Raw genomic sequence first — 24,771 nt, forward strand, 5'->3', positions numbered from 1 at the left:
CTTTATTGAAGGTTGGCGGGCTATCAATGGAGGCGGAAGATCATGGGTCAGGTTCTGGACAACATCTCACAGTTCGCCGACGAGATCCGCGCCGACGGGGTCGAGGGTGACAAGCTGATGCGCTTGACGGACGGCAGCGCGAAGCGTTTGCGCGACGCCGGCGTCATCCGGATGTTGCAGCCGAAGGAGTTCGGTGGCCTCGAGGCGCATCCGCGTGAATTCGCCGAGACGGCAATGGCTATCGGTGCGATGGATGGTGCCACGGGCTGGGTCAGCGGCATCGTCGGTGTGCATCCGTGGGAGCTTGCGTTCTTCGACCGCAAGGCTCAGGAAGAGGTGTGGGGAACCGATCCTGATACGTGGATGGCGTCGCCGTATGCGCCGATGGGTGTGGCGAGGCCGGTCGAGGGTGGGTACATCCTCAACGGTCGTTGGTCGTTCTCGTCCGGTACCGATCATTGTGACTGGATCATGATCGGTGCGATGGTCGGTGACGAGTCCGGTAAGCCGTTGATGCCGCCGAAGATTCTGCACGTGTTGTTGCCGCGTTCGGATTACGACATCGACCAGGACAGCTGGAATGTCGTGGGTCTGCGCGGTACGGGGTCGAAGGATCTGATCGTCAAGGATGCGTTCTTGCCGACGTACCGCACGATCGACGCCGGAAAGGTTTTCGACGGGACGGCGTGGAAGGAAGCGGCTCGTACGGAGACGTTGTACAAGTTCCCGTTCTCGTGCATTTTCCCGTTGGGGATCACTTCGTCGTTGATCGGTATCGCCGAGGGTGCGTTGGCGTGCAACATGGCGGCGCAGCGTGAGCGTGTGACGGTCAGTGGTGTTCCGATCAAGGAAGATCCGTACGTGCTGTTCGCGATCGGTGAGGCTGCGGCCGAGATCGCTGCTTCTCGGGCTGCGATCTTGGAGACGGTGGATCGTTTCTGGGACATGACGGAGAAGGGGCAGGAAGTTTCGTTCGAGCTTCGTGCGATCGGTCGGCGTACGCAGACTGCTGCTGCGTGGCGGGCGGTGCGTGCGGTGGACGAGATCTTTGCTCGTTCCGGTGGTGGGGCTTTGCAGTTGAGCACGCCGATGCAGCGGTTCTGGCGTGATGCTCATGCCGGTTTGGCGCACGCGATCCATGTACCCGGTTCCATTTTCCATGCGTCGACGCTCTCGCAGCTCGGTGGCGAGCCGAAGGGCATCCACAGGGCAATGATCTGAGCCGTCCTGGGGACACCCGGAGGTGTCCCCATCGCGGTTTTCGTGGGGGTCGATGAGCATGTCGGTGAATCTGGTCGATGACCTCGGACTGTCCGCAGAACCCGCATCGGAGTGACGGCCAACGCGCAATGTGGGTTATAGGGCAAACACCGATAGGCTGGCGGTCATGGCTGAGTTCATTTACACGATGAAGAAGGTGCGCAAGGCGCACGGTGACAAGGTCATCCTCGATGACGTCACGATGAGCTTTTACCCCGGCGCGAAGATCGGTGTCGTCGGACCGAACGGCGCTGGTAAATCCAGCATCCTCAAGATCATGGCCGGACTGGACCAGCCGGGCAACGGCGAGGCCTTCCTGGCTCCGGGCGCGACCGTCGGCATCCTCATGCAGGAGCCGGAGCTCGACGAGACCAAGACCGTTCGCGAGAACGTCGAGGACGGCCTCGGTGAGACGATGGTCCAGCTCAAGCGGTACAACGAGATCGCCGAGCTGATGGCCACGGATTACTCCGACGAGCTCATGGAAGAGATGGGCGAACTGCAGGAGAAGCTCGATCACGCAGATGCGTGGGAGATCGACTCGCAGCTCGAGCAGGCTATGGACGCCCTGCGCTGCCCCCCGCCGGAAGAGATGGTCACCCACCTCTCCGGTGGTGAGAAGCGACGCGTTGCACTCTGCAAGCTGCTGCTGAGCAAGCCCGATCTCCTGCTCCTCGATGAGCCCACCAACCACCTCGACGCCGAATCGGTTCTGTGGCTCGAGCAGCACCTCGCTGCTTACCCCGGCGCAATCCTCGCCGTGACCCACGATCGTTACTTCCTCGATCACGTCGCGCAGTGGATCTGTGAAGTCGACCGCGGACGCCTGTACCCGTACGAGGGCAACTACTCCACCTACCTGGAGCAGAAGGCTGCACGCCTCGAAGTTGCCGGCAAGAAGGATCAGAAGCTGCAGAAGCGCCTCAAGGACGAGCTCGCATGGGTTCGTTCCGGCGCCAAGGCCCGCCAGGCCAAGAACAAGGCTCGTCTCGATCGCTACGAGGAAATGGCGAACGAAGCAGAGAAGACGCGCAAGCTCGACTTCGACGAGATCCAGATCCCGGCACCGCCGCGCCTGGGTGACGTGGTCGTGGAGGTCTCGAACCTCGACAAGGGCTTCGACGGTCGCGTTCTGATCAAGGATCTCTCGTTCACGTTGCCGCGCAACGGAATTGTCGGCGTCATCGGCCCCAACGGCGTCGGTAAGACGACGCTGTTCAAGACCATCGTCGGTCTCGAGGAGCCTGACGCCGGTGAGGTCAAGATCGGTCAGACGGTCAAGCTGAGCTACGTCGACCAGAACCGTTCCGGAATCGACCCCAAGAAGACGGTCTGGGAGACCGTGTCCGACGGGCTCGATTTCATCGTCGTCGGCCAGACCGAGTTCCCCTCGCGCGCGTACATCAGCTCGTTCGGTTTCAAGGGCCACGATCAGCAGAAGCCGGCCGGCGTCCTCTCCGGTGGTGAGCGCAACCGCCTGAACCTGGCGATGACGCTCAAGCAGGGCGGCAACCTGATCCTGCTCGATGAGCCCACCAACGACCTCGACGTCGAAACCCTCGGCTCGCTGGAGAACGCTCTCGAAGAGTTCCCCGGCTGCGCCGTCGTGATCTCGCACGATCGCTGGTTCCTGGACCGGACCTGTACCCACATCCTCGCGTGGGAAGGTGGCTTCGGCGACAACGAGGCAGCTTGGTACTGGTACGAGGGCAACTTCGAGGGCTACGAGGCGAACAAGGTCGAGCGACTCGGCCCCGACGCCGCACGCCCGCACCGCGTGACTCACCGCAAGCTCACCAGGGACTGATCCGGTGTCCGACGTATACACAGCGCAGATCCAGGTCCGGTGGGGCGATTCCGACCGGTTGGGTCACGTCAACAACACGCGTTACGTCGAGTACATGCAGGAAGCGCGCATCCACTTCCTGGAAGCGAAACTGGCGCCGCTCGGCGGCCGGCCGGGATACCTCGTGGTTCGAAAGATGACCGTCGAGTTCCTCAAGCCGGTCACCGATCGGTCCGGTCCCTTGAACGTGGAGATCTTCACGACTCACGTCGGGACTTCCTCGTTCACGGTTCGGCACGTCATCCGTGACAACGCGGGTGTCGAATGCGCTTTCGGCGACGCGTTGATGGTCGGATTCGACACGGTGTCCGAAAAGTCCAGACCGCTGGCGGACAGCGAACGCGCGGTGCTCGAAGCATCGCTTGTTCAGATGACGACATCGTAGATTTCGTTTCTCAGTTCACCCTAGGTACTGGTTGCCGCGGCTAGTCTCGAGTCAGAGATTGGTCGCGGCGATCAGAACCCACAAGGATGTGAGCCAGGAATGACAGACCGTGTACGGCAGCAGGGCACAGGCCTCGACGAAGCGACGTTGTTGACGCGTCTTCGCGAGGCCTTTTTCACGCATATCGACGAGGGTGACAGCGACGACGTCATCAACGGTCGATCGGATCGAGTCCTGCTCGCGCATCTTGCGCTCGGGAGGCAGCGGACCCCGGGCACGGCCGTATGGCGTGTGTACCGCCCGTCAGGATCCGAGGGTCTCGGCGCTGCCGTCCAGATCGTCACCGACGACATGTCGTTGCTCGTCGAGTCCGTTACCGCGATGCTCAACCGACAAGGTGTGGGAATCAGTCAATTCGCCCATCCGATCCTGACGGTTGAACGCGATGACTCGGGCAATCTGATGTCCTTGGGCGACAGCGGTATCCAAGAATCCTGGATGCACGTCCAGTTGGACTCCGAAGTCGAGGATTCCGCTCTCGACGCGATCGAAGCACACCTCGGCAAGGTGCTCGCGGACGTCCGCCAGGTGGTTGGTGACACCCCGGACATGAAGGCATTGCAACTGCGCGTTGCCGACGAGTTGGAGAGTGCCGCAGAAACTGCCTCCGGGAGGATCACCCCCGAAGAATTCTCCGACACCGCCCGGCTGCTGCGGTGGATGGCGGACGGAAACTATGCCGTGCTCGGATACCGGCGATTCGAGGGAACGAAGGACGGTTCACGCACGGTCGCCGGCAGTGGACTCGGCGTGCTGCGCTCCGACGCGGTCACCGAAGGCCCGATGAGTTTGCCTCCAGTTGCAGATCTCCCGGATCGACCGCTTCTGGTCCTGACGCAGGGATCGTTCCCCGCCACGGTGCACCGCGCTGTCTACCCGTACTTCGTGGGTGTCTCGATCCTCGACGACGAGGGAAACATCGTGGGGGAGCACAGATTCCTGGGTGTGTTCACCGTGGTCGCACTCCACGAGAACGTCCTCGCGATTCCTCTGATCGAGCGCCGCGTCCGCGAAGTCATCGCGCGTGCCGGTGTCGACCTGCATTCGTACTCCGGTCAGGCGATGCTCGAGGTCATCCAGTCGTTCCCACGCACCGAGTTGTTCTCGAGCGACGCCGAGACCTTGTTCGAGACCGTCCACGCCGTGCACAGCATCGGGCTGCGTCGACAGGTGCGACTCTTTGTCCGCGAGGACACGTTCGGACGCTTCGTGTCCTGCTTGGTGTACCTACCCCGCGACCGGTACACGACGCGGGTGCGACTGGCGATGCAAAACCTGCTGTGGCGCGAATTCGGACCAGGCACAGTCGATTACACCGCCCGGGTTACCGAGAACGATCTTGCGCTGTTGCACGTGACGATCCGGCGCGATCCGGACAGTGAGCCGGTTCATCTGGATGTCTCCGAGGCCAACCGCGAGCGAGTTCAGGCTCTGTTGACCGAAGTCAGTCGTAGCTGGGACGACCGCATCAACGACCTTGTTCGTGAAAGTCCGGGTGTGGATCCGGAACTGGTGCAGCGGTATTCGCGGGTGCTTCCCGATGGATACAAGGAGGACTTCGAACCGTCACGCGCGTTGGCCGACATCGCCAGACTCGAGGCGTTGGCGCCAGGCGCGATCGACGTACTGCTCTATCGTGCTGTGGACTCCGCGCCCGGTGCCTGGCGCTTCACGCTCTTCGTCGGCGGCGACGGTATCTCGTTGAGCCAGGTGCTACCGGTGCTGCAGTCACTCGGCGTCGAAGTTCTCGACGAGCGGCCGCACGTCGTGCAGCGACTCGACGGCGTTCAGTGCTGGATCTACGATTTCGGATTGTCGGTACCGGCGGATCTTCGGGCGTCGGTCGAGATCGACCTCGATGCGCAGGTGCCGCTCGAGACCAGTACCGCCCCGCTGACCGAGGTCCAGAAGCGATTCACGGCTGCATTCGGTGCAGTCTGGTTCGGCCGGGCAGAAGCTGACCGATTCAACGAGTTGGTGCTGCGGGCCGGAATGTCCTGGCGGCAAGCCGTGGTGCTGCGTGCTTACGCAAAGTATCTGCGCCAGGCCACATTTCCGTACAGTCAGTTCCACATCGAAGGAATCGCGCTTACACACCCGCAGACCGCGTTTGCATTGGTGCAGTTGTTCGAGGCGATGTTCGACCCCGAGAAGCAGGACGACATTCGCGTCGCCGAATTGGACGAGCAGTTGCGTGCGTCCATCGACGAGGTACTCAGCTTGGATGCCGATCGCATTCTGCGTGGAATGTTCTCCTTGGTGAAGGCGACCTTGCGTACCAATTTCTACGTCGTCGACGCCGATGGCCGCTCTCGCGACTACCTGTCGGTCAAGCTCGATCCCTCACGGATCAGCGAGTTGCCCAAGCCGCGGCCGGCTTTCGAGATCTACGTGTACTCACCCGAGGTCGAAGGCGTCCACCTGCGATTCGGCGCAGTCGCGCGCGGCGGGCTCCGCTGGTCCGACCGGCGCGAGGATTTCCGCACCGAGGTGCTCGGCTTGGTGAAGGCTCAGGCCGTCAAGAACGCGGTGATCGTGCCGGTCGGCGCCAAGGGCGGCTTCGTCGTGAAGAATCCGCCTCTGCCGACGGGTGATCCGGCCGTTGATCGAATGGCGACGCTGGAAACCGGCAAGGCCTGCTACACCACGTTCATCTCCGGATTGCTCGACATCACCGACAACGTGCACGCGGCTACCGGCGAAGTTGTGACGCCGGATCGAGTGGTGCGCAAGGACGATCAGGATCGCTACCTGGTGGTCGCCGCGGACAAGGGCACGGCGACGTTTTCGGATCTCGCCAATTCGGTTGCCGCCAAGTACGACTTCTGGCTCGGCGACGCGTTTGCCTCCGGTGGCTCCGTGGGATACGACCACAAGGGCATGGGTATCACCGCTCGCGGCGCCTGGGAAAGCGTCAAGCGGCACTTCCGCGAACTCGGGGTCGACACGCAGACGCAGGATTTCACGACGGTAGGCGTCGGCGACATGAGCGGAGACGTGTTCGGCAACGGAATGCTCCTCAGTCGGCACATCCGTCTGGTGGGTGCGTTCGACCATCGACACATCTTCCTCGATCCGAACCCGGATGCAGCGAGCTCGTTCGTCGAACGTCAACGACTGTTCGAGTTGCCTCGGTCGTCGTGGGCCGACTACGACAAGAGCCTGATCAGTGAAGGTGGCGGCGTCTGGGACCGCACGGTCAAGTCGGTTCCGATCGCCGAAAGCGTCCGGATCGCACTGGGTCTGGCAGAGGGGGTCACGAAGCTCTCGCCGCCGGAATTGATGCAGGCGATTCTGTCGGCACCGGTGGACCTACTCTGGAACGGCGGAATCGGTACGTACGTCAAAGCGTCGACCGAGACCAATGCGCAGGTTGGCGACAAGAGTAACGACGCGGTGCGTGTCGACGGTCAAGACCTGCGGGTCAAGGTGATCGGGGAGGGCGGCAACCTCGGCGTGACAGCTCTGGGACGAATCGAGTTCAGCGCCAACGGCGGTCACATCAACACCGACGCCATCGACAACTCGGCCGGCGTCGACTGCTCCGATCACGAAGTGAACATCAAGATTCTTCTCGATTCGCTCGTGCGCTCGCAGTTGCTGCCGTCACCGGAACGGAATCCGTTGCTGGCGTCGATGACCGACGACGTGGCTGCGCTGGTGTTGGCGGACAACATCGCCCAGAATGCGCTGCTCGGAATCTCCCGCGTGACGGCGCCGCAGATGCTCGGTGTTCACCGCCGTCAGTTGACGGATCTGACCAAAGCACGTGGCCTTGACCGCAAGCTGGAGGCGTTGCCGACCGACAAGGAGATCGAGCGTCGACTCGAGGCCGGTGTGGGTCTGACGTCGCCGGAACTGGCGACGCTGACGGCGCACGTCAAGCTTTCACTCAAGGACGATTTACTTGCAACCGAGTTGCCGGACAACGATTTCTTCGCCCAGCAGATCCCGCAGTACTTCCCGACCGCTGTTCGCGATCGGTTCGAAACGGAGATCAAGGCCCACCCGTTGCGTCGGCAGATCGTTGCGACGATGCTCGTCAACGAAGTGATCGACAACGGCGGAATCACCTACGCCTACCGCTTGGCCGAGGAGACCGGAGCGAGCAGTACGGACTCGATTCGTGCCTACGCCGCTGTGCGGGAGGTCTTTGCGCTCGACGAGGTGTGGTCGCGAATCCGCTCGGCGGGCGTCAGTGCAGAGATCGAAAACGAGCTGATCGTGGAGTCGTGCCGCTTGCTCGACCGCGCGTCGCGGTGGTTCCTGGCCAATCGGCCCCAGCCGATCGCCGTCGGCGCCGAGGTAGCGCGTTACTCGGCGGCGTATCGGGCGACGGCACCTCTGGTTCCGGGGCTGCTTGCGGGCCATCAGCTCGACGATCTGCTGGTGCGCGCTCAATCGGTGATCGATCGCGGGGCTCCGGAAGCGTTGGCGCTGGACGTGTTCCGACTGCTCGACGTCTACTGCCTGCTCGACATCGCGGATATCGCCGACATCGCAGATCACGACATCACCGAAGTCGCGGAGCTGTACTACGCCTTGGACGCGCATCTGGGAATCGACTGGTTGCTGAGCGCGGTCTCGGGACTCGAGCGCGGCGATCGCTGGCACTCGCTCGCGAGGCTCGCGTTGCGAGACGACCTTTACAGTTCGCTTCGGCAGTTGACGATGGAGGTTCTGGCCGGCGGCGAGCCGGGGGAGTCGCCGCAGGAAAAGATCGACGAATGGGAATCGACCAACGCCTCTCGCCTGAGCCGGGCGAGGGCAGCTCTCGTCGAGATCTTCGAGTCTGGGACGCTTGACCTCGCGACGCTCTCGGTGGCGGCGCGTCAGGTTCGTAGCATGGTGCGCAGCATGGGCACCCGATCGGAGGTAGGACGTTGAGCGAAGGATTCCACGCCGAAGTTGTGGTTCGGTGGTCCGACATGGATGCCTTCCAGCACATCAACCACGCACGGATGGTGACGTTGCTCGAAGAGGCGCGGATTCCTTGGTTGTTCGAAGACTCGCGCCCGACGGTCACCCTGCGTGACGGGGCCGTGATTGCCGATCTCCACGTGCGGTATCGCGGCCAACTTCGGCACGACGATTCACCGCTCGACGTCTTCATGTGGGTGGAAAAGGTGCGCGCGGTGGACTTCACCATCGCGTACGAAGTTCGCCCGCGCGGCGCCGATCTCAGCGTTCCGCCGTCCATCGTGGCGTCGACTCAGATCGCGGCCTTCGATATCGACACGCAGCGTCTGCGTCGCCTCAGTGGCCCTGAGCGCGAGTACCTGGAGAGCTGGCAACGTGCATGAACGTGTACTGACTGTGCCCGAGGAGGCCGAGCGAAAGAACTTGGCCGGCTTCATCGGTCATGCACTGCGCTTGGACGAGTCCGCGGTCATCCGAATGCGTCGACGCGGAGATGCTCACCTGAGCGTCTGGGCGTCAACGGGTTTCGACGCTCTCGCTACGCGCACTGTGGCGGGCACCATCAACCCTGACGACACCTCGGCTGCCGGCGATCAGTTGCTCTCGGCGGTGGAGCAGGCGACAAGTGAGCTGATCGATCCGGGGTTCGCCATGGATTCGGCGTGGCGTGGGGCGTTGCCGCCGATGGACGGCTTCGAGCACCTGGACGACGTACCCGCCCGGGTGCTGATCGAACTGGCGCAGCGGGGCAACGCCTTGGCACTGGAGCATGGAAGTAGTCACGGTCCGCCGGCGTCGTTGCTCGATCAGGACGTGCTCGAGGTCAGTGGTCCGTCCGGCACGGTCGGGATCTCGATGCGGGTTATTTTTGCCTTGACCGCAATGGGATTCGTTCCGCACGCCGGGTCCGAGGCGATGACCGCCGACATCGACCTCGAGCAGATCGACGCCTCGGAACTGGTTCGGGTGCGGGCGAGCAAATCCTGGGTGCGGCTCGATGCACGGTTCGGTTCGATCTACCGTCACCGCGGTGGTTCGATACCGCTGATGGTCGCACGATAGGAGTTCAGGTGGCGGGTGCGGTGTTCTCTCAGATCAGCCACGCCGCAGCGTTGACGGGTAGTTGACCGTCGACGAGTGGTGCGCTGCTCAACAGTAGCTGCCCGCTCGGCAGTGCGATCGGCACCTCCGTGGTGTTGAGAGCACAGATCAGACCACCGCGTCGACGGAAAGCGAGGCAGCCGGGGGGACTGCCGTACCAATCGATGTCGGCGCCGGAGAACTCCGGCCTGGCGCTACGAAGTTCGAGGGCGGCGCGATAAAGCGAGAGCATCGAGTCGACGTCCTCGATCTGCGCCTCCACCGTGAGTGTCGACCACTCGCGTGGCATCGGCAACCAGGTGCTCGCACCGGTGGTGAATCCGAACGGGGGTTCGCTTCCTTCCCACGGAAGGGGCACTCGGCAGCCGTCGCGTCCTCGCTCGGCATGTCCGGATCGTTCCCAGACCGGGTCCTGTAGTGCCTCGTCGGGCAGGTCGACGTTCGGCAGGCCGAGTTCGGCTCCGTTGTAGATGAAGCTCGCGCCCGGAAGCGCCAGTTCGACGAGGATCATCGCCCGTGCGCGTTGGGTTCCGATCTCACCCCCGCCGTAGCGCGTGACTTCACGTTCGACGTCGTGATTCGACAGCGTCCACGTGGGCACACCCCCGACCTCGGCGACGGCCGCAAGAGAGTTCTCCACGGCCTCCCGGACGGACTCGGCGGAGAATTCGGTTTCTGCAAGTCGGAAGTTGAATCCGAGATGCAGTTCGTCTGGCCGGATGTATTCGCCGAACTTCTGGTTGTCCTTCACCCAGATCTCGCCGACGGTCATCGCCTCCGGGAACTCGTCCATGACCTTGCGGATGCCGCGGTGGATTTCGTGAACTGCCGGGTTGTTGAACCGCGGGTCGTCGTCGGAATTGCGCATGAGCTCGTTGAGCTCCCAGTCGTGGTCCGGCAAACCGTCGGGCTTAGCCATTCCGTGGGCCACGTCGATGCGGAATCCGTCGATTCCGCGCTCGAGCCAGAAGCGCAGAGTCTTGGCGAGGTCGTCGAAGACCTCGGGGTTGTCCCAGTTCAGGTCGGGCTGTTCCTTGGCGAAGATGTGCAGGTACCACTGGCCGGGTGTTCCGTCGGCTTCGCTGACGCGGGTCCATGCCGGGCCGCCGAAGATGCTCGGCCAGTTGTTCGGCGGTTCGTTGCCGTTTTCACCTTTGCCGTCTCGGAAGATGTAGCGGGATCGCTCCGCAGAACCGGGCGCCGACGCCAGGGCTGCCTTGAACCACTCGTGCTGATCACTCGTGTGGTTCGGGACCAGGTCCATCGTGACCTTGATTCCGCGTTCGTGGGCTGACGTGATCAGTGAATCCATCGTCGCCAGATCGCCGAAGAGGGGATCGATGTCGCGAGGATCCGAGACGTCGTAGCCGTGGTCTGCCATCGGTGACTTCATCACCGGGCTCAACCAGATTGCATCGATGCCGAGCAGTTCGAGGTAGCCGAGTTTCTCCTCGACTCCGCCGAGGTCGCCGATACCGTCGCTGCCCGAATCGGCAAAAGAACGCGGATAGATCTGATAGAAGACCGCCTCGTTCCACCACGGGGCTTCGGGCCGGCTTACAGAGGACGAATCCGCGGGGGTGCTCACAGCAGTTCATAGTGCCAAACGTCTGGCACTCTCACGACTTGGACACGGCAAAAGCGTGACTCTTTACCTAGCCTTGGTGTACTTTGCATTCACGCGGTGACACCATGTGGCAACTTTGGTGTTACTGCCGGGGGAGAAGTATTCGGGAATTCAACCAAGGGGGCTTGGCCTTGACTTTGTCGGCAATCGAAGCGGTCAGTTTGGATCATGTACTGCTCGAAGATGATCCGATCAACCGCGACTGGATAATCTTCGGCACACCGGTTGCACGGTCGGCGCAATGGTCGGCGAGTAAAGACGGGACCACGACTACACACGTCTGGGATTGCACGAAGGGGCGCTTCCGCTGGTACTTCCACGCGGACGAAATCGTGCACATCATCGAAGGGTCGGTCACCGTTCAGGCCGACGGAATCGCCGAGCGAACCCTGAGTGTCGGCGATGCCGCACTCTTCCGTGCGGGCAGTTGGTCGGAGTGGGAGGTCGAAGAGTACGTGCGCAAGCATGCAATCTTGAGTTCGCCGCTGCATCCCACGGTGTCGTTCGGGGTACGAGCAGTCCGCCGGGTCGCGCGCGTGTTCAGGCCGAAGGCAAAGTAGACGGTCAGATAGCGGAGTTCACCATGGACGCGGCAGCCATCTCCATGTAGTCGATCAACTGCTTGCGGTGCACCGGGCTCAGAGTCTTCTCGTCGATGGACGCGATGGCGACGTGCATGCACCGCAGCCACGCATCACGCTCGATCGGGCCGATCACGAATGGATTGTGGCGCATCCGCAGACGCGGGTGTCCACGCTCCTCCGAGTACGTGTGCGGTCCGCCCCAGTACTGCTCGAGGAACATCCGCATCCGCCGCTCGGCCGGGCCGAGATCGGCCTCGGGGTAGAGCGGGCGCACAACCTCGTCCTTCGCGACCTCTTCGTAAAATCGCGCGGTGAGCTTGTGAAACGTCTCGGCTCCGCCGACGGCGTCGTAGAAGGTCTGCTGCACGTCGTGCTGTACGTCATTCATGGCAAGTTCCATTGTGCCTGACGGCCGTAGTGGTCGGTTTCCGGGTCGACGACGGTTGTATCGAGTCGGAGTGCGTACCCATTCACCGGAAATTCACCGGCCGTCCTGGAAATTTTGTTCGAAATGAGAGTGCGTAACGCGATCATCCGTGGTCAACTTGGGGGCAGTCTCCCGGAGGTCGTATGAAGAACCGACATGCTGCACGCAATCACCGACAACTCCAGCCCACTAGCGCGCGGAACAACCACGCGTTAGGGGCTGTTCTGGAAGTTGTTCCTGACGGGTTCGCGCACACTGCCGACCCACTCTTTTCCGACGAGCATTCTCACCTCGAGATGTTCCCTCCCGATCGCGTAGTCCCCGAGTGGGTGAAACGTCGGGTGCTACTGCTCAACGTCACGTACGAGCCGCTGACCGCCCTTCCTGCCAGGCGCGCGGTCGTACTGATGGCCTGCGGCAAGGCCGATACCGTCCACGAGGACGAACAGGGCCCGGTAGTCCATTCCGCGGACTGGTCGGTGCAGGTTCCCTCGGTCATTCGATTGCGCACCTACGTGCGCGTTCCGTATCGCGCCCGCATCCCCATGACTCGTGCCGCGCTGATGCATCGTGACCACTTCCGATGTGCGTACTGCGGAGCCAAAGCCGAAACCATCGACCACGTCGTTCCTCGCAGCCGAGGTGGCGGGCATTCGTGGGAGAACTGCGTCGCGTGCTGTGCCCCCTGCAATCACCGCAAGGCCGACAAGATGCTCAGCGAACTCGGATGGACCCTCCGTGCGGAATTGGTCCCGCCGTCCGGACCGCACTGGCGTCTGCTCGCGGCGACCAAGGAATTGCATCCGGCGTGGATGCCTTATCTCGGCGTGGGCGCAGCCTGAGCTATGTGTCGGCGTGGGCGCAGCCTGAGCTATGTGTCGGCGTGGGCGCAGCCTGAGCTATGTGTCGGCGTGGGCGCAGCCTGAATTGAGTTCTAGCGTCACCGAAACGAAATTGCCCGAGAATTTGTGGCCCTGACGCTTTCCTTCCTGGCGTTCTGGGCTACGTTATCTGGTGTGAGCATTCTCGAGGTAGTACTGATATACGTTGGGATTCCGGCCTTGATCACCGCGTTCTTCGCGGCTGCGTCCTTCCTCGGGAAGAAGACGCCGGGACCGGTTCCGCCGGCGTTCCATCTCGGTGAGTCGTGGGATCACGCTCCCGTGCTGTGGAGTGCTGTCGACGAGGTCACCGTTCGCGGTGGCCATCACGGCAGTGCACACGCAATCGAAGCCGGTTCGGCTGATCTGATCGGAGGGTCCGCAAGTGGCAAGTGGTGATCATTCGACCGCGCTCGCAGTAGCGCCCGAGGACCTGCCCGTCGGCAGCGTCGTCACGTCCAGTGGACGCGTATCCGGTGTGCATCGCATCGGCGAGCCGTTCACCGATGATCTTCCGTTCGAGACCATGGATTTGGTCGCGCTCGACGTCGCGATGACCGAAGCGACGCGGGCCACCAAGGTGCGGTTCAACGCGTACGTCGGTGATCTCGGTTCTGATCCGGCAGCGGGTGCCGACGCATTGTTCCCGACCACGCCCGAAGCCGAGCGTTCCGTCTTGATCGCCGTTTCGCCCAACCAGCGCACCGTCGAGGTTCGCAGCGGTCGGGCAATCGCCGATCGGGTCACCGATCGTGTTACCCAGCTCGGAGCAACGGCAGCTGTTGCATCCTTCAGTGAAGGCAACCTGATCGACGGACTGATCAGCGCTATCCGCGTTATGGCAGCCGCGATTTCAGCGCCCTGACTTGTAAGACACTGGCCGGTGCTCGCTTCGATTCGTGAGAATCGAAGCGAGCACCGGCCTTTCCCATGTCAGCTCGCGTCGAACTTTCGTGCTGCGAGTGAACGAACCACGCCGGCCTGACCTTCGACGACCAGGCGACGCAACGCGGGAGGGATGTCGCCTTCGAGGAACCGGTCTGCTGCCGCTACGGATTCGTCCGAGATCGACCACGACGGGTAGAGCCCGATGACGACGGTCTGTGCCACTTCGCTCGAGCGTCGTTCCCACACCGCCGCGATATCGGCGAAGTAGCGGGAGACGAAGGGCTCGAGCAATTCGTCCTGGCCTTCGCGAGCGAACCCGCCGATGATCGATCGCGCGGTGATGTTGGGCACGGAGTCGTCGCCGATGACCTTCGCCCAGACCTCTTCCTTGACAGCGGCCTGCGGACGTCCGGCCGCGGCCGCCGCGGCTTGACGAGCGCCCGCAGCGGTCGGGTCACGCTGAGCTTCGGCGTCGATGAACGGAGTTGTGGTTCCTTCGGCGTCGATCTCACCGGCGGCCGCGAGTGCCCCGACGATGCGCCAGCGCAGGTCCGTGTCGACGATCAGGCCGTCGAGCCCAACGGTGGAGGGATCGGCGTCGAGCAATTCGCGCAGTACCTCGGTGTGCCACGGGGAGAGTGCTGCGCCGGTGAGTGCGTTGACGAATGCCAGCTGGTGGTCGGACCCGGCCTCTGCCTCACGTGCGAGTTCGAGCAACCGATTGGCGAAGCTCGCCGCGCCTTCGGCCTCGGCCCAGGCCGGATCTGCGTAGGAGCCGATGGCGGTTTGGGCTTGGAGCAAGAGACGTTGCACCACACCGACTTCGGTCTCCGAACTGATGCCGCGCTCGACCAGCGCGACGAAGTCGCGTGCCTTCAGTTCGGCTTGACGGGTCATTTCCCACGCCGCCGACCAGACCAGGGTGCGGGGGAGTGAGTCGGTGATGTCGCCGACCCGCTCGATCGCCGTCGCCAACGATTCGGGATCGAGTCGCACGGAGCCGTAGGTGAGATCGTCGTCGTTGACCAACACGAGTGCACCGCGGGCGACGCCGACAAGTTCGGGGACATCCGTGCTTTCCGCGGCATCGAGGTCGAGTTCGACGCGATGGCTTCGCACCAACTTGCCGTCGACGTCGTCGTAGATTCCGATGGCGATCCGGTGGATTCGACGCTCCCCGGCGCCTGGTGCAGCACCGTCCTGCAGGACGGCGAAGCGGGTGAACTTTCCGTCTGCGTCGACATCGAAGTCGGGGCGCAGGATGTTCAAACCGGTGGTCTTGAGCCACTGCCGACCCCAGTCGGAAAGGTCACGGCCCGAGGACTTTTCGAGTGAGCCCAGCAGATCGTCGAAGGTTGCGTTTCCGAATGCGTGCTCACGGAAGTACTCACGCAGTCCGGCGAGGAACGGCTCGAGTCCGACGTATGCCACCAACTGCTTGAGGACGCTGGCGCCCTTCGCGTACGTGATGCCGTCGAAGTTCACCTCGACGGCGGCCAGGTCCGGAATGTCCGCGGCAATCGGGTGCGTCGACGGCAACTGGTCCTGGCGGTACGCCCACGACTTCTCGACGTTGGCGAACGTCGTCCAGGCGTTCGTGTACTCCGTGGCCTCGGTCTGGCACAGGACCGAAGCGAAGGTCGCGAACGACTCGTTGAGCCACAGGTCGTCCCACCACGCCATCGTGACGAGGTCGCCGAACCACATGTGCGCCATTTCGTGCAGGACCGTTTCGGCACGACGTTCGTACGAGTAGCGGGTCACCTTGGAGCGGAAGACGTAGTCCTCGAGGAATGTCACGGCGCCGGCATTCTCCATCGCGCCGGCATTGAATTCGGGGACGAAGAGCTGGTCGTACTTGCCGAAAGCATAGGGAACACCGAAGTTGCGGTGATAGAAGTCGAATCCCTGCTTGGTCTCGGTGAACAGTCGCTCCTCGTCCATGAACTCGGCCAGCGAAGCGCGGCAGAAGATTCCGAGCGGGATGTCGCCGTGCTCGTCGGAGTAGTTGTCGGTCCACTGCGCGTAGGGACCGGCGATGAGCGCCACCAGGTACGTGCTCATCTTCGGGGTGGTCCTGAAGACGTGCTTGCCGGGATCGGCGGCAAGGGTCTCGACGACCGCGGAGTTGGAGATGACCTTCCACGACGTGGGAGCGGTGACGCGGACGTCGAACGTGGCCTTGAGATCAGGCTGATCGAAGCACGCGAACATGCGCTTGGCGTCGGCCGTCTCGAACTGTGAATAGAGGTAGACGGAGTCATCGGTCGGGTCGACGAATCGGTGCAGTCCCTCGCCGGTGTGGGAGTAGATGCAATCGGCCTCGATGACCAACTCGTTGTCGGTAGCGAGATCAGGCAGGCTGATGCCCGTCGACTCGTCGTAGCCGGAGACGTCGAGCGCGGTGCCGTTGAGGACCGCGGAATGGACTCTGGCCGCGACGATGTCGATGAAGCTGCTTGCTCCGGCCGTGGCGGTGAACGTGACGGTGGTCTTCGAGGAGAACGTCTCCTCGCCTGGTGCGTCTTTGCCGTCGGTGAGATCGAGTTCGATCAGGTAGTTCTCGACGGTCAGGATTGCTGACCGTTGCGCTGCGGTTTCGCGTGTCAGGTTCGGTGCGACCACAAAGATCTCCTCGTAGATGGTGCGGATCTATTACGTCCATCCCATCACGAAGAGAACGACTTCACTCAAGCGGACACTTCTGCCAGCGGAATCTCCGGATCGGCCAACCGCTCCGGATCGACGGGACGCGAAGACGCGACCAATTCCTTGATGGCGTCACCGGCATCCCAGATGTTCACGTTCATGCCGGCGAGCACCTTGTTCGCGGAATCGAGCCAGAATGCCAGGAACTCGCGCTTGTCGACGTCGCCGCGAGTGACGACACGGGAGTAGCCGCCGTGCGGTGCGTGACCTACGTATTCCATTCCGAGGTCGTACTGATCGGTGAAGAAATACGGCATGCGTACGTACTCGGCGGGCCGTCCCAACATGGTCTCTGCGGCCGTCTCGGGTTGGTTGAGTGCGTTTGCCCAGTGCTCCACCCGAATTCGTGCATTCAGAATCGGATGCTGTGCGGCCGCGATGTCACCCACTGCGACCACGTCGGGGTCGCTGCTCTGCAGACCGGCGTCGACGAGAACCCCGTTCTCGACGTCGATACCCGCCTCCGATGCCAACTCGGTGTTCGGCAATGCGCCGACAGCGATCAACACGGCGTCGGCCGGAATCACGGTTCCATCGATCAAAGTGACGCCCGAGGCGTGACCGCCGTCGACAGAGATTGCGGTGACGTCCGTGCCGGTGCGTAAGTCCACCCCGTTCTGGCGGTGCAGTGCGGCGAAGACCTCACCCATTTCCGGGCCGAGGGTCGATTCGAGCGGAAGTCCGGCATGCTCGAGCACGGTGACGTCGACGTCGAAACCGCGAGCCGACGCGGCAATTTCGAGGCCGATCCAGCCGGCACCGATCACGACGAGCTTCTTGTCGGCGGCCAGGGTGCGCAGCAGCGCGGCGGACTGATCGACTGTTCGCACGTAGTGAACGCCCTCGGCGTCGGATCCCGGGATGTCGAGGCGCCGCGACCGCGAACCGGTGGCCAAGGCGAGCTTGTCGTAGCTGATCGTGGAACCGTCCGGAAGTGACACGGTGTGCGCAGCGGGGTCGATGGCCGTTGCCGTCGTTCCCGGGCGAAGATCGACGCGATGGTCGCGAAACCACTCGCCGTCGTGGACGGTGAATTCGGGGAGTGTCTTCTTGCCGGCGAAGAACTCTTTCGACAGCGGCGGACGCTCGTACGGGAGGTGGTCTTCTTCACTCAATACGGTGATCTCACCGTCGAAATCTCTGTCACGCAGGGCTTCTGCGATCTTTGCGCCCGCGAGCCCGCCGCCGACGATCACGAATCTCCGGTTGGTGCTCATTACTGAACCACTCCTTCGTACTCGTTTCTTTTCGACACTACTGCGATCGGGAGGTGGTTCGGGGGAAAGCGCGGGAAGGATTGCGGGTTCATGATTGTTGGCAGAACGGGAGTATGTCCCCGAACTGATATGACCTGACCGACATGAACTGATAGGGAGTTTCTTCGTGAGCGCAACCTCGAGCAAGACCACGGACACTGCTGACTTCTGGTTCGATCCGCTCTGCCCGTGGTGCTGGATCACCTCACGCTGGATTCTCGAGGCCCAGCAGGTACGCGACATCGAGGCCAAGTTCCACGTGATGAGCCTTGCGGTTCTCAACGAGGGCCGTGACCTTCCCGACGAGTACCGGGAGATGATGACCAAGGCCTGGGGCCCGGTCCGTGTCGCCATCGCTGCAGCGCAGCTGAAGGGCGACGATATCCTGCTGCCGCTGTACACGGCGATGGGGACGAAGATTCACAACGAGGGAAACAAGGACTTCGCCGACGTCATCAAGTCGTCCCTTGCCGAGGTCGGCCTGCCACCTGAACTGGCCGAGGCCGCCGACACCGACAAGTACGACGAGGCTCTGCGCGAGAGCCACCACAAGGGCATGGACGCCGTCGGACCCGACGTCGGAACCCCGACGATCCATGTCAACGGTGTGGCGTTCTTCGGCCCCGTGCTCTCACGCATCCCGCGCGGCGAGGACGCAGGCAAGGTGTGGGACGGCGCAGTCGCGCTGGCCGGCTACCCCCACTTCTTCGAGCTCAAGCGGACCCGCAACGAGGATCCTCAGTTCGACTGAGCGGCAGTGAGCGCCGGATTTCGGTAGAGCTGACCCGGCCGGAAGAACAGATGCCCTGAGTGCGTGCGGTTGCGAAGCGCAGCCGCACGCCAGGTCAGCACCGGATGCGACGACAAGATGTTGACGAACCACGGGAAGAACCCGGATTCGAGTGTCGCCCGATCGGCCAGTTCGTCGAACCCGACCAGACCCACCAGATACTTTCCCGCGCCTAGGACGCCCATCGCGCCCGGTGCACCCTGCGGACGCATGTGAAAGCCGAAGTTGTCCGCCGTGTACTCCATGGAACGCGACAGCGAAGACCCGATCACCGGAATGTAGTTCGACGCGAACTGTCCCCACTGGCGCCAGTACGACGCATGCCCGGCAGCGATGTGGCCGACCTCGTGGCCGATGATGAATGCGAGCGCATCGGGCTCGCGTGCCTGCCCACCGACTTCGAACAGGTCGCTGTAGACGACGACGAAACGGCGAAATCCGTGCCCCGACGCGAACGCGTTGATCCGTCCGTTCCCCAGCACGACGTAGGCATCCGGCGGAGTTTTCATGCCGAATCGTGCCGCAGCCTCGGCAACCAGCTGATACCCCTCCGGAAACTGTGAAGGCGTCATCTTGATTCCGTTGACCTGTTGCGATCCGTACAGCTGACCTCGCGCGAGGAACAGCAGGATCGGAGCCGCGAGCACCACGAGGATCCACGTCGACAGATCACCCGCAGCGATCAGAACGATCGCCACCACATAAGTGACGACCGTCGTCAGTACCGCGAGCACGAGTAGCGGGATTTCCCACGGGTGGCGAACGGCGTCACTGCCCGGTGACATACGAAGGGCGGGTGCAGCGGCCTGGCCGTTGACGGGGTACATGGGCACCACGATAGGTGTGCTCGCGCGGCGATGCGTGTTCCTGAAAGTGTGACGTCGACCCGGGTGCGCCCGGCTGGTCGGGCCTGAGAGAATTGTCGCCATGCGCGTATACCTGGGTGCCGACCATGCCGGATTCGAACGTAAGAACGAGATCATCGAACACCTGAAAGCGAACGGCCACGAGGCCATCGACTGTGGTGCTCACGAGTACGACGCCGTGGACGACTACCCGGCTTTCTGCATCGAAGCCGCAAAGCGCGTCGTCGCCGACGAGGGCAGCCTGGGAATCGTCCTGGGTGGCAGTGGCAACGGCGAGCAGATCGCAGCGAACAAAGTTCCCGGCGCACGGTGCGCCCTCGCTTGGAGCGTCGAAACGGCGAAGCTGGCACGTGAGCACAACAACGCTCAGCTGATCGGCATCGGCGGACGTATGCATTCCCTCGAGGAATCGCTTGCCATCGTCGACGCTTTCCTCGCCACCGCATGGTCGGGTGAAGAGCGCCACCAGCGTCGTATCGACATCCTGTCCGAGTACGAGAAGACCGGCGTCGCACCGGCTCTGCCGCAAGCCTGATCCGAAAGTTGTTCCGTGCCTGAAGGTCATACCCTGCACCGGCTGGCACGGTTGCATGCCCGCAAGTTCGTCGGTTCACCGGTCCGCGTCCTCAGTCCGCAAGGCAGATTCGCCGAGGACGCGCGCCTGGTGGACGGACACGTACTCACGTCCTCGGATGCCTGGGGAAAGCACCTCTGGCACACGTACGACAACGGTCTGACAGTTCACGTACACCTCGGGTTGTACGGAAAGTTCACCGACGCCGCCCTGCCGATGGAAGAACCGGTAGGTCAGGTCCGGATGCGTATGGTCGGTGCCGATTTCGGCACCGACCTTCGTGGTCCCACCGCCTGCGAAGTCCTGTTACCTCCTCAGGTCGCCGCGATCGAGGCCAGACTCGGGCCGGACCCACTGCGCCGCGACGCGGATCCAGAGAAGGCCTGGTTGCGAATCTCCAAGTCCAAGACGGCAATCGGCGCCCTGCTGATGGACCAGGCGGTCCTGGCGGGTGTCGGCAACGTCTATCGCGCCGAACTTCTCTTTCGTCACGGAATCAACCCTGAACGACCGGGGAATCTCGTCTCTCACGGCGAGTGGACCGCCATGTGGGCAGACCTAGTCGAATTGATGAAAGTCGGCGTCAGACGGGGGAAGATGCACGTCGTTCGCGCCGAGCACGACAACGGAGATCCGGCGTACGCGAAGGATCGTCCGCGTACCTATGTCTACAGAAGAGCAGGATCGCCGTGCCGCGTGTGCGGCACACCGATCCTGCATTCCGTCATGAAGGCACGAAACCTGTTCTGGTGCCCGGTCTGTCAGTCGGCTTAGAAGTCGAAGCCGCCGAAGTCCCCGCCGCCCCCGAAATCCATTCCGCCTCCGTCGCCACCAGACCAGTCGCTTCCGCCGTCAGCGGTGTAGTCCGTGTTGTCGATACTTCCTTGGTCGGCGCCGGGATCACCGGCGTCCATACCCTGATCTCCCGAGTCACCGGAGCCTGTGTCGGCGCCGGGATCGCCACCCTGGGCGAAAGCCTCTGCGCCGTAAGGAACCCCGGCCATGCCGGAGAACATGGTCGAGAACAGCATCATCGAACCCAGACCCCAGGCGCCGGCGACGAGTGCAGGCTTCCACCAGGGTTCGGAGTACCAGCCGGCCGGGACCGGGCGTCCGGCGACTCGGCCACCGGGGTAGTAGTTGGGTGTGTGCGACGACGGATTGGGTGATGCGGCGACCTTGCGGCCCTCGAATTCGACCTCACGGTCTTCGGTGACCGAACCGGCAGCCTTCTGTCCGTCGATGGAAGGAACTTCCGGTCCCGGATCCATGCCCATCGCCACCCGTGCCGCGCGGATGTAGTAAAGCCCTTCCAGTGCAGTCTGTTTCGCGAGACGTGCTTGGACCGGCGTTGCGGCCTGATCGATCTGCGAGCCTGCGGCGTTGTACCGTTCGGCCGCGTCGGCGAGGGCTTGGCGCGACGCGTCGTCACTGCCGGTCAGGTTGTAGACCTGACCGCCGAGGCGTTCGATCGACTGCCGGGCATCGGCTTTCGCATCGTCGAGTTGTGTTGCGCTGTGGCCGGAACCGCGTTGCTGGCTTTTCATGACCAGGAATACGACTACGGCCAGAACGACGAGTATGAGAAGAATCGTGGTCACGTGGCCTCCCGAGCAGAATCGATCCGGACAACTCCAGGATACGGACCGCAGGGGAGTGGTCTGAGTGGACAAAGTCGGAATACAAAAAATCCGCACCGGCTGGGCCGATGCGGATCTTTTGTGGAGTTTCCCTCCTGATGGAGGGGATGACGGGAATCGAACCCGCGTGATCAGTTTGGAAGACTGAGGCTCTACCATTGAGCTACATCCCCGTGCATACGACAACTCGGGATCGCCGTGTTCGTCGTCTGCGATACGAAACTGTACCCAATGCCCCACCGGATTTCATAATCGGGGGGTCGGAGAAGTTCGAGACCGTCGTTCACCTGGGGAATTGGCGAATTGCTCGGCGAGTTGGGGTGTCTCGGCCGCAGGCGCGACTTCTGATTCCGGCTCTGAATGGCAGTTGAGGCAAGGCTGTATGTGGCTGCCGTCGGATGACATACTGACGGGGTCGACAGCCGGGCCGTGTACAAATGGCGGTCGGGTTCGTGAGAGAGTAGTGAGCGCGATAGGGTTGTGCGCGGTCACCGATGGTGGCTGCCTTTGTGGCCCGCTGTCTTAGTGGCCTCGGATGGCCGTATCGTGTGTTTCATGTGATCGGAAACGGGATGTAGCGCAGCTTGGTAGCGCATCCGCTTTGGGAGCGGAGGGTCGCAGGTTCAAATCCTGTCATCCCGACAAGTACGTACATGGCACTTCACCTCCAGTAAGTCCGGGAGTGAAGTGCCGCGCCAGACAGCAGTACCGATTCAACACAAGTTGTGAGCAAGACCAGACGAAGGAGCGAAGTTTCGTGAAGAGCACCGTCGAGCAGCTCAGCCCGACGCGAGTCCGTATCAACGTTGAGGTGCCCTTCGCGGAACTCAAGTCTGATTTCGACAAGGCCTACAAGGCCCTCGCGCAGCAGATTCGTCTCCCCGGCTTCCGTCCCGGCAAGGCTCCGGCCCGCCTCCTCGAAGCGCGTGTCGGTCGCGGCGCTGTGCTCGAGCAGGTCGTCAACGACGCTCTGCCGTCGCGTTACTCCGAGGCTGTCACCAGCGCCGGCGTGAAGGCCATCGGCCAGCCCGAGATCGAGGTCACCAAGATCGAAGACGGCGAGCTCCTCGAGTTCACCGCCGAGGTCGACGTGCGCCCCGAGATCGAGCTCCCTGACTTCAGCTCCATCAACGTCGAGGTCGATCCGATCGAGATCACCGACGAAGCTATCGAAGAGCAGCTGCTTTCGCTGCGTCAGCGTTTCGGTACCCTCACCGGCGTCGACCGCGCAGTCGAGGACGGCGACTTCGTCTCCATCGATCTGTCGGCCACCGTCGACGGCGAGAACGTTGCCGAGGCAACCGCGAGCGGACTGTCGCACGAGGTCGGTTCGGGCCAGCTCATCGAGGGCCTCGACGAAGCCATCATCGGCCTCAAGGCGGGGGAGTCCAAGGACTTCACGTCGACGCTGGTCGCCGGCGAGTACGCAGGCAAGGAAGCTGTTGTCACCGTGACCGTGCAGACGGTCAAGGAGCGCGAGCTTCCGGCTGAGGACGACGAGTTCGCTCAGCTCGCCAGCGAGTTCGACACCCTGGAAGAACTGAAGGCTGACCTCCGTGAGCGCGTCGCACGCGTCCGCAAGGTCGAGCAGGCCGGTCAGATCCGCGACAAGGTTCTCGAGCAGCTGCTCGAGACCGTCGAGGTTCCGTTGCCGGAGGCTGTCGTCAAGGCTGAGGTCGACGCTGCTCTGCACGACGCCGTTCACGGTCTCGATCACGACGAAGAGGCACTGAACAAGCTCCTCGAAGAGCAGGGCAGCAGCCGCGAAGAGTTCGACAAGGATGCACAGGAAGCCGCTGAGCGCTCCGTCAAGACGCAGCTCTTGCTCGACTCGATTGCCGATGCGGGCAACGTCACCGTCGGTCAGGACGAGCTCACCGAGCGCATCCTGTTCCAGGCGCAGCGTTACGGCATGGCTCCTGAGCAGTTCATCCAGCAGATCCAGCAGGCCAACCAGCTCGGCGCCGTCTTCGCAGACGTCCGTCGTGGCAAGGCTCTCGCGTCCGTCGTCGAGTCGGCCGGTGTCAAGGACACCTCCGGCGCAGTTGTCGACACCGCAGAGCTGTTCGGCAGCAGTGAGGCCGAAACCGAAGCGGACGAGTCTGATTCCGCCGAGAGCGAAGACAAGTAAAAACGCAGGCGGACGGGTGTTTTCACCACGATCGACTGCACTGAGTTTTCCGCTTTGAGCGAAGTAGGGCGGCACCGGGACTCCGGTGCCGCCCTACTTCGTTACTGTCTGTGTCAGTAGAAGTGTTTCGCATAGACGATCCACCGCACAAGTAGATCCACATAGAAGGCAGGTACCGTGACTTCCAATCACCTGGAGACTTTGCAGAGTCCCGCCATGACTTCAGCGACCGCTGGGTTGAACCTCAGCGACTCGGTGTACGAGCGCTTGCTGCGAGAGCGCATCATTTTCCTCGGTACCCAGGTCGACGACGACATCGCCAACAAGCTGTGCGCACAGATCCTGCTGCTCTCGGCCGAGGACCCGACGCGAGACATCTCGCTCTACATCAACTCGCCCGGTGGATCCGTGACCGCAGGTATGGCGATCTTCGACACGATGCAGTTCGCCGAGTGCGACATCGCCACCTTCGGCATGGGCCTTGCGGCGTCGATGGGCCAGTTCCTGCTCTCGGCAGGCACCAAGGGCAAGCGCTACGCACTGCCTCACGCCCGCATCATGATGCACCAGCCGTCCGCCGGCATCGGTGGTTCCGCCAGTGACATCGCGATCATGGCCGAGCAGTTCAAGCACACCAAGCGCGAAATGGCCGAGCTGATTGCTCAGCACACCGGCCAGACGGTCGAGCAGATCACCGCGGACTCCGATCGTGACCGTTGGTTCACGGCGAAGGAAGCTCTCGAGTACGGCTTCGTCGACCACGTCGTCTCCCGTGCGAATCAGGCCGGCGGCACCGGCAACTGAGCCGGTTCGCCCGTCCTTTCGC

At 62.7% G+C, this 24,771-nt stretch carries 21 protein-coding genes and 2 tRNA genes; 16 read left to right on the forward strand and 7 right to left on the reverse strand.

Going from position 1 to position 24,771, the window contains the following annotated elements; all coding sequences use genetic code 11:
• Nucleotides 1–42: 42 nt before the first annotated feature.
• The 6 genes from PCS43_RS16550 to PCS43_RS16575 all read left to right on the forward strand — a co-directional run bounded on the left by PCS43_RS16550 (nucleotide 43) and on the right by PCS43_RS16575 (nucleotide 9,533).
• Complete coding sequence (locus PCS43_RS16550) at nucleotides 43–1,221, forward strand: acyl-CoA dehydrogenase family protein (protein ID WP_136471171.1); 1,179 nt, start codon at nucleotides 43–45, stop codon at nucleotides 1,219–1,221.
• Nucleotides 1,222–1,387: 166 nt separating this feature from the next.
• Nucleotides 1,388–3,067, forward strand: a complete 1,680-nt coding sequence (ettA, locus tag PCS43_RS16555) for an energy-dependent translational throttle protein EttA (protein WP_007730925.1) — start codon at nucleotides 1,388–1,390, stop codon at nucleotides 3,065–3,067.
• A 4-nt stretch (nucleotides 3,068–3,071) separates the two neighbouring features.
• On the forward strand, nucleotides 3,072–3,491 hold the full coding sequence (locus PCS43_RS16560; RefSeq protein WP_050654618.1) for an acyl-CoA thioesterase: 420 nt from the start codon (nucleotides 3,072–3,074) through the stop codon (nucleotides 3,489–3,491).
• Nucleotides 3,492–3,590: 99 nt separating this feature from the next.
• Nucleotides 3,591–8,438 (forward strand): NAD-glutamate dehydrogenase, encoded by a 4,848-nt coding sequence (locus tag PCS43_RS16565; protein ID WP_073512175.1) that lies wholly within the window; start codon nucleotides 3,591–3,593, stop codon nucleotides 8,436–8,438.
• Nucleotides 8,435–8,854, forward strand: a complete 420-nt coding sequence (locus PCS43_RS16570; RefSeq protein ID WP_003944573.1) for an acyl-CoA thioesterase — start codon at nucleotides 8,435–8,437, stop codon at nucleotides 8,852–8,854. The genes PCS43_RS16565 and PCS43_RS16570 overlap by 4 nt, the downstream gene beginning before the upstream one ends.
• Nucleotides 8,847–9,533: a hypothetical protein gene (locus PCS43_RS16575; RefSeq protein ID WP_003944553.1), complete on the forward strand. Its 687-nt coding sequence runs from the start codon at nucleotides 8,847–8,849 to the stop codon at nucleotides 9,531–9,533. The genes PCS43_RS16570 and PCS43_RS16575 overlap by 8 nt, the downstream gene beginning before the upstream one ends.
• A 28-nt stretch (nucleotides 9,534–9,561) precedes the next feature.
• Here PCS43_RS16575 and PCS43_RS16580 read toward each other — a convergent pair whose 3' ends face one another.
• The gene (locus PCS43_RS16580) at nucleotides 9,562–11,160 is read right to left on the reverse strand and encodes a glycoside hydrolase family 13 protein (protein WP_161120681.1); all 1,599 of its coding nucleotides are present in this window, start codon (nucleotides 11,158–11,160) and stop codon (nucleotides 9,562–9,564) included.
• A 170-nt stretch (nucleotides 11,161–11,330) separates the two neighbouring features.
• Between PCS43_RS16580 and PCS43_RS16585 the strand changes: the two genes are divergently transcribed.
• Nucleotides 11,331–11,759 carry a cupin domain-containing protein gene (locus PCS43_RS16585; protein WP_030536649.1) on the forward strand — a complete coding sequence of 143 codons (429 nt, stop codon included), beginning with the start codon at nucleotides 11,331–11,333 and terminating at the stop codon, nucleotides 11,757–11,759.
• Between the two features lie 4 nt (nucleotides 11,760–11,763).
• On the opposite strand, the gene PCS43_RS16590 is transcribed toward PCS43_RS16585, so the two are convergent.
• The gene (locus PCS43_RS16590; RefSeq protein WP_003944464.1) at nucleotides 11,764–12,171 is read right to left on the reverse strand and encodes a globin; all 408 of its coding nucleotides are present in this window, start codon (nucleotides 12,169–12,171) and stop codon (nucleotides 11,764–11,766) included.
• Between the two features lie 182 nt (nucleotides 12,172–12,353).
• On the opposite strand from PCS43_RS16590, the gene PCS43_RS16595 reads away from it, so the two are divergent.
• The 3 genes from PCS43_RS16595 to PCS43_RS16605 all read left to right on the forward strand — a co-directional run bounded on the left by PCS43_RS16595 (nucleotide 12,354) and on the right by PCS43_RS16605 (nucleotide 13,956).
• Nucleotides 12,354–13,052: an HNH endonuclease gene (locus PCS43_RS16595; protein WP_209909151.1), complete on the forward strand. Its 699-nt coding sequence runs from the start codon at nucleotides 12,354–12,356 to the stop codon at nucleotides 13,050–13,052.
• A 174-nt stretch (nucleotides 13,053–13,226) separates the two neighbouring features.
• Complete coding sequence (gene ctaJ / locus PCS43_RS16600) at nucleotides 13,227–13,490, forward strand: aa3-type cytochrome oxidase subunit CtaJ (RefSeq protein ID WP_007730943.1); 264 nt, start codon at nucleotides 13,227–13,229, stop codon at nucleotides 13,488–13,490.
• Complete coding sequence (locus PCS43_RS16605) at nucleotides 13,477–13,956, forward strand: DUF5130 domain-containing protein (protein ID WP_003944512.1); 480 nt, start codon at nucleotides 13,477–13,479, stop codon at nucleotides 13,954–13,956. The genes ctaJ and PCS43_RS16605 overlap by 14 nt, the downstream gene beginning before the upstream one ends.
• A 68-nt stretch (nucleotides 13,957–14,024) precedes the next feature.
• Here PCS43_RS16605 and pepN read toward each other — a convergent pair whose 3' ends face one another.
• Nucleotides 14,025–16,604: an aminopeptidase N gene (gene pepN, locus PCS43_RS16610; RefSeq protein WP_065352690.1), complete on the reverse strand. Its 2,580-nt coding sequence runs from the start codon at nucleotides 16,602–16,604 to the stop codon at nucleotides 14,025–14,027.
• Nucleotides 16,605–16,669: 65 nt separating this feature from the next.
• Nucleotides 16,670–17,905: an NAD(P)/FAD-dependent oxidoreductase gene (locus PCS43_RS16615; protein ID WP_209909148.1), complete on the reverse strand. Its 1,236-nt coding sequence runs from the start codon at nucleotides 17,903–17,905 to the stop codon at nucleotides 16,670–16,672.
• Between the two features lie 166 nt (nucleotides 17,906–18,071).
• On the opposite strand from PCS43_RS16615, the gene PCS43_RS16620 reads away from it, so the two are divergent.
• The gene (locus PCS43_RS16620; protein ID WP_007730951.1) at nucleotides 18,072–18,695 is read left to right on the forward strand and encodes a DsbA family oxidoreductase; all 624 of its coding nucleotides are present in this window, start codon (nucleotides 18,072–18,074) and stop codon (nucleotides 18,693–18,695) included.
• Here PCS43_RS16620 and PCS43_RS16625 read toward each other — a convergent pair.
• Nucleotides 18,683–19,519: a M48 family metallopeptidase gene (locus tag PCS43_RS16625; protein ID WP_228232720.1), complete on the reverse strand. Its 837-nt coding sequence runs from the start codon at nucleotides 19,517–19,519 to the stop codon at nucleotides 18,683–18,685. The two genes, PCS43_RS16620 and PCS43_RS16625, sit on opposite strands and share 13 nt — an antisense overlap.
• 142 nt (nucleotides 19,520–19,661) lie before the next feature.
• Between PCS43_RS16625 and PCS43_RS16630 the strand changes: the two genes are divergently transcribed.
• Nucleotides 19,662–20,135, forward strand: a complete 474-nt coding sequence (locus PCS43_RS16630; protein ID WP_003944571.1) for a ribose-5-phosphate isomerase — start codon at nucleotides 19,662–19,664, stop codon at nucleotides 20,133–20,135.
• Between the two features lie 15 nt (nucleotides 20,136–20,150).
• A complete protein-coding gene (locus tag PCS43_RS16635) occupies nucleotides 20,151–20,948 on the forward strand; it encodes an Fpg/Nei family DNA glycosylase (RefSeq protein ID WP_003944531.1) in 798 nt (265 codons plus the stop codon).
• Here the strand turns inward: PCS43_RS16635 and PCS43_RS16640 are convergent.
• On the reverse strand, nucleotides 20,945–21,721 hold the full coding sequence (locus tag PCS43_RS16640) for a hypothetical protein (protein ID WP_047270838.1): 777 nt from the start codon (nucleotides 21,719–21,721) through the stop codon (nucleotides 20,945–20,947). The two genes, PCS43_RS16635 and PCS43_RS16640, sit on opposite strands and share 4 nt — an antisense overlap.
• 192 nt (nucleotides 21,722–21,913) lie before the next feature.
• Nucleotides 21,914–21,987 (reverse strand) — tRNA-Gly (locus tag PCS43_RS16645).
• A gap of 395 nt (nucleotides 21,988–22,382) precedes the next feature.
• Here PCS43_RS16645 and PCS43_RS16650 point away from each other — a divergent pair.
• From PCS43_RS16650 to PCS43_RS16660, 3 genes are all read left to right on the forward strand, one after another.
• A tRNA-Pro gene (locus PCS43_RS16650) sits at nucleotides 22,383–22,456 on the forward strand.
• A 115-nt stretch (nucleotides 22,457–22,571) separates the two neighbouring features.
• A complete protein-coding gene (gene tig, locus PCS43_RS16655; protein ID WP_007730958.1) occupies nucleotides 22,572–23,945 on the forward strand; it encodes a trigger factor in 1,374 nt (457 codons plus the stop codon).
• A 216-nt stretch (nucleotides 23,946–24,161) separates the two neighbouring features.
• Nucleotides 24,162–24,749, forward strand: a complete 588-nt coding sequence (locus PCS43_RS16660) for an ATP-dependent Clp protease proteolytic subunit (protein WP_007730960.1) — start codon at nucleotides 24,162–24,164, stop codon at nucleotides 24,747–24,749.
• Nucleotides 24,750–24,771 lie beyond the last annotated feature (22 nt).

Source organism: Rhodococcus sp. C-2 (assembly GCF_027854095.1).
Classification (GTDB): Bacteria; Actinomycetota; Actinomycetes; order Mycobacteriales; family Mycobacteriaceae; genus Rhodococcus_F; species Rhodococcus_F qingshengii.